Source organism: Enterococcus sp. BSD2780061688st2 D3, assembly GCF_005844145.1.
In the GTDB taxonomy this organism is placed as follows: Bacteria; Bacillota; Bacilli; order Lactobacillales; family Enterococcaceae; genus Enterococcus_B; species Enterococcus_B durans.
The window spans coordinates 1-12,669 of sequence record NZ_SPHN01000016.1; the positions used below are offsets into that span (position 1 = coordinate 1).

The 12,669-nt window shown below is 37.0% G+C and carries 10 protein-coding genes, 11 tRNA genes and 1 rRNA gene; 19 read left to right on the forward strand and 3 right to left on the reverse strand.

All coding sequences use genetic code 11. The annotated features are described in order from the left end of the window. The 17 genes from rrf to gor all read left to right on the forward strand — a co-directional run. Positions 1-77, forward strand: a 5S ribosomal RNA gene (rrf, locus tag FGQ66_RS15845); the annotation flags it as partial. Between the two features lie 14 nt (positions 78-91). Then, positions 92-164, forward strand: a tRNA-Val gene (locus FGQ66_RS11845). Positions 165-167: 3 nt separating this feature from the next. After that, positions 168-240 (forward strand) — tRNA-Lys (locus FGQ66_RS11850). Between the two features lie 8 nt (positions 241-248). Further along, positions 249-330: transfer RNA gene (locus tag FGQ66_RS11855), tRNA-Leu, on the forward strand. Between the two features lie 17 nt (positions 331-347). Next, a tRNA-Thr gene (locus FGQ66_RS11860) sits at positions 348-420 on the forward strand. Between the two features lie 10 nt (positions 421-430). Then, positions 431-502 (forward strand) — tRNA-Gly (locus FGQ66_RS11865). A 15-nt stretch (positions 503-517) separates the two neighbouring features. Further along, positions 518-603: transfer RNA gene (locus FGQ66_RS11870), tRNA-Leu, on the forward strand. A 10-nt stretch (positions 604-613) separates the two neighbouring features. Beyond that, positions 614-687, forward strand: a tRNA-Arg gene (locus FGQ66_RS11875). 18 nt (positions 688-705) lie between these two features. Further along, positions 706-779: transfer RNA gene (locus FGQ66_RS11880), tRNA-Pro, on the forward strand. 60 nt (positions 780-839) lie between these two features. Continuing rightward, a tRNA-Arg gene (locus FGQ66_RS11885) sits at positions 840-913 on the forward strand. Between the two features lie 18 nt (positions 914-931). Then, positions 932-1,005, forward strand: a tRNA-Pro gene (locus FGQ66_RS11890). Between the two features lie 60 nt (positions 1,006-1,065). Beyond that, a tRNA-Arg gene (locus FGQ66_RS11895) sits at positions 1,066-1,139 on the forward strand. 142 nt (positions 1,140-1,281) lie between these two features. Further along, positions 1,282-1,749: a CtsR family transcriptional regulator gene (locus FGQ66_RS11900; protein ID WP_005881164.1), complete on the forward strand. Its 468-nt coding sequence runs from the start codon at positions 1,282-1,284 to the stop codon at positions 1,747-1,749. 6 nt (positions 1,750-1,755) lie between these two features. After that, positions 1,756-4,236 carry an ATP-dependent Clp protease ATP-binding subunit gene (locus FGQ66_RS11905; protein WP_138302500.1) on the forward strand — a complete coding sequence of 827 codons (2,481 nt, stop codon included), beginning with the start codon at positions 1,756-1,758 and terminating at the stop codon, positions 4,234-4,236. 187 nt (positions 4,237-4,423) lie between these two features. Beyond that, positions 4,424-5,347 carry a peptidase U32 family protein gene (locus tag FGQ66_RS11910; RefSeq protein ID WP_138302501.1) on the forward strand — a complete coding sequence of 308 codons (924 nt, stop codon included), beginning with the start codon at positions 4,424-4,426 and terminating at the stop codon, positions 5,345-5,347. A gap of 18 nt (positions 5,348-5,365) precedes the next feature. After that, positions 5,366-6,607 (forward strand): peptidase U32 family protein, encoded by a 1,242-nt coding sequence (locus FGQ66_RS11915; protein ID WP_005881157.1) that lies wholly within the window; start codon positions 5,366-5,368, stop codon positions 6,605-6,607. A gap of 165 nt (positions 6,608-6,772) precedes the next feature. Then, the gene (gene gor, locus FGQ66_RS11920; RefSeq protein WP_138302502.1) at positions 6,773-8,119 is read left to right on the forward strand and encodes a glutathione-disulfide reductase; all 1,347 of its coding nucleotides are present in this window, start codon (positions 6,773-6,775) and stop codon (positions 8,117-8,119) included. A 62-nt stretch (positions 8,120-8,181) separates the two neighbouring features. Here gor and FGQ66_RS11925 read toward each other — a convergent pair whose 3' ends face one another. From FGQ66_RS11925 to FGQ66_RS11935, 3 genes are all read right to left on the reverse strand, one after another. Further along, the gene (locus tag FGQ66_RS11925; protein WP_005881153.1) at positions 8,182-8,472 is read right to left on the reverse strand and encodes a hypothetical protein; all 291 of its coding nucleotides are present in this window, start codon (positions 8,470-8,472) and stop codon (positions 8,182-8,184) included. After that, the gene (locus tag FGQ66_RS11930; protein WP_005881150.1) at positions 8,465-8,740 is read right to left on the reverse strand and encodes a DUF2089 family protein; all 276 of its coding nucleotides are present in this window, start codon (positions 8,738-8,740) and stop codon (positions 8,465-8,467) included. The genes FGQ66_RS11925 and FGQ66_RS11930 overlap by 8 nt, the downstream gene beginning before the upstream one ends. A gap of 248 nt (positions 8,741-8,988) precedes the next feature. Then, complete coding sequence (locus FGQ66_RS11935; protein WP_230315294.1) at positions 8,989-10,422, reverse strand: AcpB/EbpR/MafR family transcriptional regulator; 1,434 nt, start codon at positions 10,420-10,422, stop codon at positions 8,989-8,991. A gap of 359 nt (positions 10,423-10,781) precedes the next feature. Between FGQ66_RS11935 and FGQ66_RS11940 the strand changes: the two genes are divergently transcribed. Together FGQ66_RS11940 and FGQ66_RS11945 are read left to right on the forward strand one after the other, a co-directional pair. After that, the gene (locus FGQ66_RS11940) at positions 10,782-12,203 is read left to right on the forward strand and encodes an AcpB/EbpR/MafR family transcriptional regulator (RefSeq protein ID WP_081135080.1); all 1,422 of its coding nucleotides are present in this window, start codon (positions 10,782-10,784) and stop codon (positions 12,201-12,203) included. A gap of 110 nt (positions 12,204-12,313) precedes the next feature. Next, positions 12,314-12,658: a hypothetical protein gene (locus FGQ66_RS11945; protein ID WP_113846426.1), complete on the forward strand. Its 345-nt coding sequence runs from the start codon at positions 12,314-12,316 to the stop codon at positions 12,656-12,658. Positions 12,659-12,669: the final 11 nt, after the last annotated feature.

Sequence of the window (12,669 nt, forward strand, 5' to 3'; positions counted from 1 at the left end):
CCGAACACAGAAGTTAAGCTTCTTAGCGCCGATTGTAGTGAGGGGTTGCCCCTTGTGAGAGTAGGACGTCGCCACGCTTGAATTATCTTATGGAGGTTTAGCTCAGCTGGGAGAGCATCTGCCTTACAAGCAGAGGGTCAGCGGTTCGATCCCGTTAACCTCCATATGAGCCGTTAGCTCAGTTGGTAGAGCATCTGACTTTTAATCAGAGGGTCACAGGTTCGAGCCCTGTACGGCTCATATTTTTTGCGGGTGTGGCGGAATTGGCAGACGCACTAGATTTAGGATCTAGCGCCTTACGGCGTGGGGGTTCAAGTCCCTTCACCCGCATTATATGATTTACACATGCCGGCTTAGCTCAGTTGGTAGAGCATCTGATTTGTAATCAGAGGGTCGAGGGTTCAAATCCTTTAGCCGGCATCATAACCACGCGGAAATAGCTCAGTGGTAGAGCACCACCTTGCCAAGGTGGGGGTCGCGGGTTCGAACCCCGTTTTCCGCTTTGCCAAAGCAATACGCCGGGGTGGCGGAACTGGCAGACGCACAGGACTTAAAATCCTGCGGTGAGTGATCACCGTACCGGTTCGATTCCGGTCCTCGGCATTACAAATATGCGCCCATAGCTCAACTGGATAGAGTGTTTGACTACGGATCAAAAGGTTAGGGGTTCGACTCCTCTTGGGCGCGTAGTCTTTTTTATATCTTCGGGAAGTAGCTCAGCTTGGTAGAGCACTTGGTTTGGGACCAAGGGGTCGCAGGTTCGAATCCTGTCTTCCCGATTTTTTGTTTTTAATTGCTTTTACTTTCAAGTTGATTTATAATTTGAATGAACTGAATATGCGCCCATAGCTCAACTGGATAGAGTGTTTGACTACGGATCAAAAGGTTAGGGGTTCGACTCCTCTTGGGCGCGTAGTCTTTTTTATATCTTCGGGAAGTAGCTCAGCTTGGTAGAGCACTTGGTTTGGGACCAAGGGGTCGCAGGTTCGAATCCTGTCTTCCCGATTTTTTGTTTTTAATTGCTTTTACTTTCAAGTTGATTTATAATTTGAATGAACTGAATATGCGCCCATAGCTCAACTGGATAGAGTGTTTGACTACGGATCAAAAGGTTAGGGGTTCGACTCCTCTTGGGCGCGTTAATACGGAATGGTTTATTCCGTATTTTTTTTATATATTTTAATAAATACTAAGGTAAAGATGAAGAAAAGTCATTCTTCTTTCTTTCTGATATTAAATTCGTTATAATTAAGGTCAATATTAGTCAAAGGAATGAGTAAGATGGCACATCAGAATACCTCGGATTTAATTGAATCTTATATAAAGAAAATTTTGGAAGATAATGAAATGATTGAGATTCGTAGGATTGAAATGGCAGACCTCTTTAATTGCGTTCCTTCTCAGATCAACTATGTCATCAATACGAGATTTACGATTCAACGTGGATATCTAGTTGAAAGTAAGCGGGGTGGCGGAGGCTATATACGTATTGCAAAAGTAAGGATTTCTGATAAAAGACATATGCTGGAACAAATCAATCAGCTGTTTGATGAAACGATCAGTGAAAAAAATGCGTTTGCGATTATCCAAAAGCTATATGAAGATCAAATGATTTCAAAAAAAGAAGGAAATTTAATGTTAAGTGCAATTGCTAAAAGTACACTTAATTTTAGTGAATTAGAAGACTATACACGTGCTAGGATTCTTCGAGCCTTTTTAGAACGTTTAAGTTATGAAGATGGGAAGTGAACATAAATGGAAGAACTTTTTACAGAAAGAGCGCAACAAGTATTAGAAATTGCGCAAAAAGAAGCAAAAAAATTCAAACATCAGTCTGTTAGTTCTGAGCATATCTTGTTAGCCTTAGTACTCGAACCAAATGGTATCGCTGGGAAAGTCTTGCGAGAAGTGGGGCTTAACGAAACGGATATTTATGAAGAGATCGAACATTTAATTGGTTATGGGATGGTCAATTCGTATCCTCAGGGTGTATTTCTTCCATATTCCCCAAGGATGAAACAAATATTTGCATTGGCGAATAGCGAAGTAAAGAAAATGGGTTCGCAAAAAGTCGGTACAGAGCATATTTTGTCTAGTCTGTTGAAGGATGAAAGCATCATGGCTGCTCGTATCATGATCAATTTAGGAATCAGTTTAACGAAAGTACGCCAATCACTGAAACAAAAAATGGGCTTGAAAAATGATACTCGTAATGGTGGACTACGTCGTCGAAACCCACAAGAGAAGCGCCAAATGGTAAAAGGTACACCAACTTTGGATTCTTTAGCAAGAGATTTAACGCAACTAGCTAAAGAAGGCAAATTAGATCCAGTAGTAGGACGTTCAAGAGAAGTAAAACGCTTGATCCAAATCCTTAGCCGCCGCACTAAAAATAATCCAGTATTAGTGGGTGAACCTGGTGTAGGTAAAACTGCTATTGCGGAAGGACTTGCACAAAAGATCATCTTGGGTGAAGTGCCTGAAGAAATGCAGGAAAAACGCTTGATGATGCTCGATATGGGCTCATTAGTTGCGGGCACGAAGTATCGTGGTGAATTTGAAGATCGGATGAAAAAAGTCATTGATGAAATTTATAACGATGGCCAAGTGATCTTATTTATTGATGAGTTGCATACGCTGATCGGTGCTGGTGGAGCAGAAGGCGCAATCGATGCTTCGAACATTTTGAAACCAGCGTTAGCTCGTGGCGAGTTACAGACGATCGGTGCAACGACTTTAGATGAATACCAAAAGTACATTGAAAAAGACTCGGCATTGGAAAGACGTTTTGCCCGTATTCAAGTGGATGAACCAACGCCGGAGGAAGCAGAAGAAATCTTGCGCGGACTACGCTCAAGATATGAAGAACATCATAATGTAGAAATCACAGATGAAGCTGTACGTTCTGCTGTCACTCTCTCTGTACGTTATATCACTTCCCGACAATTACCCGACAAAGCGATTGATTTAATCGATGAATCAGCTGCAAAAGTTCGTTTAGATCAGACAGATGATCTATCTAAATCGGCGATGGTCAAGTTAGAAATCGATACTTTTGTGAAAGAAAAAGAACGAGCTATCCAGAAACAAGACTTTGAAACGGCAGCTCAATTCCGCAGACAAGAAAAAGCAATGCGTAAAAAACTAGATAAGTTATTATTGCTTGAAGAAAAACACGAAAATGGTTATGCGAACCGTGTAACTGAAGAGGATGTGGCGACTGTCGTTTCTGAATGGACAGGTGTCCCACTTCAACAGTTGGAAAAGAAGGAAAGTCAGCGGTTATTAGAACTAGAAGCATTACTACATGAACGTGTAGTTGGACAAGATGAAGCAGTTAAGGCAGTGTCGCGTGCGATCCGACGTGCTCGTAGTGGGTTGAAAGACCCTAATCGTCCGATTGGCTCATTCATGTTCTTAGGACCAACGGGTGTCGGTAAAACGGAGTTGGCTAAAGCATTATCAGAAGTGATGTTTGGCGATGAAAACTCGTTGATTCGTGTGGATATGTCTGAATTTATGGAAAAATACAGCACAAGTCGTCTAATTGGTTCACCTCCAGGATATGTTGGGTATGATGAAGGTGGTCAATTGACAGAGAAAATCCGCCAAAAACCTTATTCGGTGATTCTATTAGATGAAGTGGAAAAAGCCCATCCAGATGTTTTCAATCTGTTATTACAAGTACTAGATGATGGTCACTTAACAGATTCTAAAGGTCGAAAAGTTGATTTTCGAAATACGATCATGATCATGACTTCAAATATTGGAGCGACACAAATTCGAGAAGAAAAGAATGTTGGCTTCAATGTCCAAGATATTACAAAAGATCATAAAGCCATGCAAAAACGTATTTTAGAGGAATTGAAGAAAACGTTCCGTCCAGAATTCTTGAACCGTATCGATGAAACGGTAGTATTCCATTCTCTAAACAAAGAAGAAATTCACGCGATTGTTGAGATCATGAGTCGTGCAATCGTCAAACGATTAAAAGACCAAGATATTCAAGTGAAAATCACACCGGCAGCAGTTGATGTGATTGGTAAAGCGGGATTTGATCCTGAGTATGGTGCTCGTCCGATCCGTCGCGCCCTACAAAAAGAAGTAGAAGATCGTTTAAGTGAAGCTTTACTAGGTGGCGAGATCCATTTAGGGGATCAAGTCACAGTGGGCGCCTCGAAAGGGAAAATCACTTTAAACGTTCGCTTACCAAAAAAGGCAACAATTGAATCCTAATGATTAAGAAGAGCGGTTTTTTATCTCTCCTAACGTAAACATTACGTGGAGAGATAATAGCCGTTCTTTTTTATTATGTGCAGTTTTTCTTGTGAAGAGATTTTCAAAAATCCAACAATAAATATAAGAAGTATTGGAAAGTTTTTTAAGCTATGCTACTATTATGGAGTTGTAGGAGGAGGAACTAATGATCGAAATCATAACTACTGTAGAATCTTTTGAACAAGCGAAAGAGCTGATTGAAGCTGGGACGGACACTTTATATTTTGGCGAAGAGTTATTTGGCCTAAGATTACCCGCGTCATTCTCGAGAGAAGAACAACGCCAATTAGTTGAATTGGCTCATCAATATGGCAAACAAGCAAATATTGCGGTGAATGGCATTATCCATCCTGAAAAAATGAAAAAAGTTCCAGAATACCTGAAATTTCTAAAAGAAATCGGGGTCGATAAGATCACGGTGGGCGATACTGGGATTATTTATACAATGAAAAAATACCCTGAATTGAGTATTCCATATATATTTGACGCAGAAACGTTGGTTACTAGTGCAAGACAAATCAACTTTTGGGCGAAAAAAGGAGCGACTGGTGCAGTACTGGCACGTGAAGTTCCGTTTGAAGAAATGAAAAAAATGGAAGAGAAATTGACGATTCCTGTCGAAGTACTCGTGTATGGTGCTACATGTATCCATCAATCGAAACGGCCGCTTTTACAAAATTATTATCATTTTACGAAGCAAGAGGAGCGTGCAGACCGTGACAGAGGGCTCTTTCTTTCTGAACCTAAAAAAGAAGAAACACATTATTCCATTTATGAAGATACACATGGTACACATATTTTTGCAAGCAATGATCTAAATCTTTCTAAAGAATTGAATGAACTTTATACGCATCACTTCCGTACATGGAAATTAGACGGATTATTTACACCAGGAGTAAATTTTGTAAAGATCACACAAGAATTTGTAAAAGCCAAAGACTTGCTACTTGCTGATTCATGGAATGAAGAACAAGCTGAAGCAATCTGTGCTACAATCAACGAATTACATCCAACAAATCGTGAATTAGATACAGGCTTCTTTTATATTGATCCTGAAGCCATCAAGTAAGGAGTAGACAAAAGAAAAATGACAACAAAACGAAAATTAAAACGTCCGGAAGTCTTAGCTCCGGCAGGAACACTTGAAAAATTAAAAACAGCGATCCATTATGGTGCAGATGCTGTGTACATTGGCGGTAATGCTTATGGTTTGCGGAGTCGTGCCGGTAATTTCACCTATGAAGAAATGGCTGAAGGTGTTGCTTTTGCCAAAGAACATGATGCAAAAGTATATGTTGCTGCGAATATGGTCACTCATGAAGGAAACGAAGAGGGAGCAGGAGAATTTTTTAGAAGTCTGCGTGATGTTGGCATTTCAGCGGTGATCGTTTCAGACCCTGCCTTAATCGAGATTTGTGCAACGGAAGCACCTGGTCTACCTATCCATCTTTCTACCCAAGCCTCTGCAACCAACTTTGAAACGCTTGAATTCTGGAAAGAAGAAGGATTAGAACGTGTCGTCTTGGCACGCGAAGTTTCAATGGAAGAAGTCGCAGAGATCCGTAAAAATACAGACATTGAAATTGAAGCGTTCATTCATGGTGCAATGTGTATTTCTTATTCTGGACGTTGTACATTGTCTAACCACATGTCGATGCGTGATGCAAACCGCGGTGGCTGTTCTCAATCATGCCGTTGGAAATATGGACTGTTCGATATGCCATTTGGTCAAGAGAGAAACAGCTTGACTGATTCTGGAGAAATCGAAGAAGAATTTTCGATGAGTGCAGTCGACATGTCAATGATCGAACATATCCCCGAATTGATCGAGAATGGGGTCGATAGTTTCAAAATCGAAGGACGGATGAAATCGATCCATTATGTATCAACTGTTTCGAATGTCTATAAAGCAGCAGTGGATAGTTACATGGAAGATCCAGATAACTATGTATGTAAACAAGAATGGATCGATGAGTTATGGAAAGTGGCACAACGAGAGCTTGCTACTGGTTTTTACTACAATACACCAAGTGAAAATGAACAATTATTTGGGGAACGTCGCAAGATCCCTGTTTATAAATTCGTTGGCGAAGTATTGTCTTATGATGCAGAAACAAAGATTGCAACGATCCGTCAAAGAAATCTTTTTTCTGTAGGCGATGAAATTGAATTTTATGGACCAGGGTTTACACATTTCAGCCAACCAGTGGAAGTAATGTATAATGATGAAGGAGAGTCCATTGATCGCGCGCCTAACCCAATGATGATCTTAACGATGCCAGTAGCTCAACCAGTTAAGCCAGGTGACATGATCCGTAAAAGAAAATAATAGCGGAGGCATGACAAGCTGAGCATTTGAAACCTATTATTTAGTAAAACGTGTTACACTTATTTTTTGTAAGGATAAAGCTTGTGAAAGAGCATTCATAGCGTGTTTAAGCTGTTATCTAAGGAATCATTATTGACATGATCCTTTTAAATCGGGAGGTATAACATGGAAACTTATGATTATATAGTCGTCGGTGGTGGTTCAGGTGGGATTGCCTCAGCAAATCGTGCAGGAATGCATGGTGCAAGAGTCTTATTGATTGAAGGAAATGAATTAGGTGGCACTTGCGTAAATGTCGGCTGTGTACCTAAAAAGGTCATGTGGCAAGCAAGTACGATTTTAGAAACGATTGAACGAGATGCTCCAAGTTATGGCATCCAAGCGGATCTAAAAAAGGTAAGCTTCAAAGAATTAGTTGAACGACGTGAAAAATACATCGAATTTTTACATGGAGCGTATCAACGTGGGTTGGATAGTAATCATGTTGATGCAATCAAAGGATATGCAACATTTGTCGATAGCCAAACAGTGGAAGTAAATGGCGAAACATATCAAGCAGAAAAAATTTTGATCGCTACAGGCGGAAAACCTAGCAAGATGAGTATTCCTGGGGGCGAGTATGCGATTGATTCAAATGGCTTCTTTGAATTGACAGAACTACCAAAACGAGCAATTGTTTTAGGTGCTGGATATATTGCTGCGGAGCTTTCAGGAGTCTTTCGCGGCTTAGGGAGCGAAGTAATGTGGGCATACCGCAAAGAACGCCCATTACGTACATTTGACCAAATGTTATCTGATAACTTAGTAGAGATGTACCAAGAAGCTGGGATTCAAACCTATGCACACTATGTGGCCAAAGAAATCATCAAAAATGAGAATGACTATACTGTCGTATTTGAAAATGGCGAAAAATTGATAGGGGATTGTGTCCTATTTGCTGGTGGTCGTGTACCGAATACGGCGAAACTTGGCTTGGAGAATACGCAAGTCCAATTAGATGAAAAAGGATTTATCGTAGTTGATAAATACCAAAACACAACAGATAGCCATATTTTTGCTGTTGGAGATGTTATTGGGAAAATTGAATTGACACCAGTAGCGATTGCTGCAGGACGTCGTTTATCTGAACGTTTATTCAATGGTAAAGCTGATTCGTATTTAGACTATAACTTGGTACCAACGGTCATCTTTACGCATCCACCGATTGCAACGATCGGTGTGACAGAAAAAGAAGCAATCGAGGAGTACGGAGAAGAAGCAATCAAAGTCTATCGCTCCCGCTTTACACCTATGTATTTTGCATTGAATGATTATCGTCAGAAATGTGAAATGAAATTGATTTGTGTAGGTAAAGAAGAAAAAATCATTGGCTTACACGCAATCGGTGTTGGTGTAGATGAAATGCTCCAAGGATTTGCTGTAGCTATCAAGATGGGAGCAACAAAAGCCGATTTTGATAATACTGTAGCAATCCATCCTACAGGTGCTGAAGAGTTTGTAACCATGAGATAATGAAAAAGCAACACGCCGTCTAACTTTAGAATGTCGAAGTTAGGTGGCGTATTTTTTTATTGTTATCGCTTAAGGATATCTTTTGCTTTCATTTTTTCTAATTCTTTTGCGAGTTTCTTTTTCTTCGACTCTTTTCCGCCTTCATACATACAGATCAGCGCGATCAAACCAACGAAAGGCATCAAAATATTTTTAAAAGAGAGATCCCAGTGACCACTAATGACAATATAGACAACTAAGCCACTAAAAATCACCGGTAAGATAGCCCCTAAATATTTTTTTCCTAAATATCCTGACAGCGTTTGAAAAGCAATGACGAAAACAATCAATAAAAGCTCTAAAATATTATTCATGGTTACTCTCCTTATGTTTTATTAAAATTTCTTTTGCTAATTCTAAGGATAGTTTTTCATTAATAACCATCTCCATGATTGCAATTTCAAAAGAATCATTGTTTTCTTCAGATAATTTTATCTTTTCGATCAATCGATCCAATCTTAATCTGACAGTCGGATAACTAACTTGATAATCTTTTGCTAATTGCTTTAAGGAACCTGAAGCGAACAAGAATTTTTTTATAAATTCTTGTTCTTCAGTTTCTAAAGTGAAAAACCAATCCATTTAGTTTACTCTCCTTTTATTAATATTATTTATTTTAATTTAACATTGTTAAAATTAAAACACAAGGAAAATTTATAAAATCAATTATAGGTGGGAGTGATATATAAGGAACGAGAAAAATCTAAGAAGGGATTCACAAAAATTTGAAAAGAAAATTCTGTGAACCCCTTCTTAGTTACAGGAGCTATTCTGTCCGACTTTTTTATACTATCCATAGGTTTTTGCTAGTTCTTTTGACCAATGATGTGTCAGGTATAAAGGATTTCTTCTAAATTGTTCCAAAAAGAAGAAATAGGTACTTTGGAAATTTTTAGCATCTGTGTGGTTATTCGACTCTTATTTAGTTCGATATCCGTTAAGATTAAGTCATATTGATTGATTTCTTGGTAATCTAGTTTGAAGATATTTCCCTTGTATGTATCAATTGAATGCAATGCGGGCAATTTCTTTAATAAAAGTTGCTTGTAAAAGGATAAAATTCGTTCTTCTTGATAGGAAATGATCAAGATCGAAAAATGCGCTTTATGTGGAAATAAAGTCGCCAATAGTTGAGGGGATAAAGTGATCAATTCCAGCAGTAACTCTTCATACAGAAAATGGTTCTTTTTAATGTTTGTAAGTCCGGCGTCTTCTATGGCTGTATCGTAAGCAACTAGAAGTTTCGGAGAATGCTTGATTAAAAGATCGGATAGGATTTCTATGTAAGTTGTTTTGAACGATTGCAACTCCTGATTGAAATGAAGAAAATCCTGTAACTGTTGTTTCTCTTCAGTAGATAAAGGAGCAATTATATTTAATTGAGTATAAAAGCGTTGCGCTAATGTATGTAATTGATCCCATTCATTTTTTTTATGGTTGTCAGCACGATTTTCGAACAAATATATTCCAGATTGAATGATGTCTTGAATTGCTGCTCTAGTGATCTTACATTGATAATTCTTTTCGATGATTGAACATAGGACAGTATTTTTTTGTAGTAAATCAAAAAATATGGAGGTCGTACTACAGTTTTCAGTCGGAGATACTTCTACTAAATGATGATGCCCGATACGGATAAGTGAAATATAAAAATAATAACTATTCAAAATCAATTTATATGTACTGATATCAGTAGCAGAATTACTTTTTTCATAATAACGTTTCAAAATTTCAAATAGGTGTTCAAAATGAGGGAGATGTTGCGGTGGATATAACTCCCGAAACATGCTGCAAAAAAAGTGCCGGATAAAAATTTCATCCCCAATGATTTTTGGTTTTGTTGTTAGGTGGATGCTTATAGGCAATTTCTTACTTTTAAAATAAGTGTTGATCTTTAAAATGATGCGCCGAATACTTGTTTCACTTAAAAACAGCGTTTCTGAAAGCTTCGATAAAGTTATTTCTTCTATAAAAATATGTTTGAGTATCTGAATATTTGTTGAATGATTAAGAATTTGTTTTATCAGGTCTTCTAAATTCTGATCACTTGGTATGTTTAACGAGGTAATTTGATATTGATCGATGTTGATTGCAATCGGTGAATAGGTATGATTAAAAAAAACAACATCACTCAATAAAGTTTTTTTTGTGATATTTAATTGTTGTGCTAAGGTGTCACAATCGCTATCTGACATACCCAGAATCAAGGCTAATTTTATTTGTCTTTCAGAAGATTTTTCAAGTATACTAGGTTCTTTTGTCATCTTTTTTAGATTTTTAAATAGCAAAAATCTTTTTTCGCCACCTTTCATTTCTTAGTATATATATTATTTTATCATAATTATTTAACAATGTAAGTGTTTTTTTATAGGCGGAATATAAAATAAAATTCCAAATTTTAAATGATAAAAAATTATTTTATATATTAATGTATGTTATTTTATTTTTTGTATTGTAATGAATACTCGTTCTATCATTGATGAAAATAAAAAACATAAATTATATCATAATTTATGTTCGTACTTAAAACTTAAATTTATGATAATAGAAAAAAAGTTCCAGAGGAATAAAGGAATTGACTGTACGATACATCTATAGCTCTGAAAGAGAGGGGAAAAATGATATGGGGTTACTTGAAAAGCAACTGGAAAGGCAAATTACCTTACTTTATTTGTTAAATATTGAATCCTCTAATATTAGTGAACTGGCGAGAAAATTAAATATAACCGATAAAACGATTACTGCTGACATTGATCATTTCAATGTTTCTTGCTTTCCTGCACATATTGGAATCAATCATTATAAAGAAGCATCTTTGAGGATTCCTAAGAATATCAACTTAGATGATATTTATGTGAAAATATTGAATAGTTCGATCAATGTCAAGATTTTAAAACATATCTTTATCGCTGAACCGACATTAAATGATATTTCTACAGAACTTTTCCTAAGTAAAACAAGTATTCGGCGTATAGTAACAAAAATCAATACATATTTTTTACATGAGAAGATGGATATACAGATAGACTTAGATACAAAGTTAGTTATCGTTGGCAATGAAACGAAGATCAGGCGGCTGTTTGCCAGTATGTTCAAAGAAATGTATCGAGTAAAAGAGTTTACATATTTTGACACCATTTATCAATTGCTGCGACGTTGCTTAAAAACACAAAAAAAGGCAGCTAGTACGCCAAAAATCATTTATTCCGTATATTATATTTTTGTTTCGATCATTCGTGTGGGGAATAAGCATTTTATTCCTGCAATCGAATTGATCAATAAAGAAGAAGTTGTTGACACGGTCTATAAGATAATTCACGATGATACAGTTTTCGGTACTTTGATGAACCAAAAGTACAAATTTAATGTCAATAAAGTTAATGTGGCCAATGTCATAAGCTCGTATTTTGGGTTACTATTTACTGATAATCCAAGGGAATATGGGGCGATGCCTACAAAAATCGAAAAATTTTTGACGCATTTTTATTACTTATTGAATATTGATTCCGCAGTCAATAAAAGAAAAGTGGACTATTTTTTGGACTATATCAACTTTTATAAAGAATTGATGATCTTTAAAGTAAGTTATGCAGATATCTTTTATCAGAAAATGATGAAGACGAATCCAAAGATCTGGCAGGCCTATCATCTGGCCTTAGCCACGTCTGAACTCCATTTTATTGAGCAAAGTGAATTATTACATAAAGATCTATTTTTAGAACTGATCATCTCATCGCCTCAACTGTTGCGAATGATCGAACCTAAAATACAAGAAAAGTCGATTTTGGTTTTAAGTACGCAAGAAGTCGGTCTAGCCTTGCTATATAAAAAGCTGATTTTGAACAAGTATCCTTTTTTCAAAAATATTGATATTTATGAAAAAGATATCTTTGCTATCGACTATCAAATCGTAAATAAATATGACTTGGTCTTGACTGATCTTTCATTGAATTTTGAGCGGATCACATCGGAGATCTTGAAAATTTCTAAAGTACCGACACCTATCTTTTGGACGAACTTTGAGGAGTGCTTGTATTCCTCCTAGCTTTTTGGCTCGTCAAATTTTTAATAATTTTGAAAAAATAGAAATGAGATTGTGACTATTTTCGTCTATCATTAAACAAAAGTATGATTTATAGAGAGGAAGGAAGAAAAATGTTTACTTTATATGATTGTAAAATGCTGGAATGCTTAGGAAAAGGGATATGGGGACTACTTAAGTTAGCTGGATTGATAGCTAAAACCGTCCTTTATAATTGGATGCTCAAGCCTTTAGGAAAATGGGGCTATAAAAAGTACCAAGAACGAAAGGCAAAAACCGCTGTTAAAGAAGTCGAAAGAAATCTAAATTCTCCTGTGAATGAATTAACAAATCAGGATGTCAAACAATCAGAACGACAATCATTTAAGGAAAAAATCAACAATGTCCATACGCGTTCTGGGCAAAGTAGCCAATCACTTCCCAAATCTCCTATATTAGCAAGTGATCATACACTGTAAGCTTTAGAAAG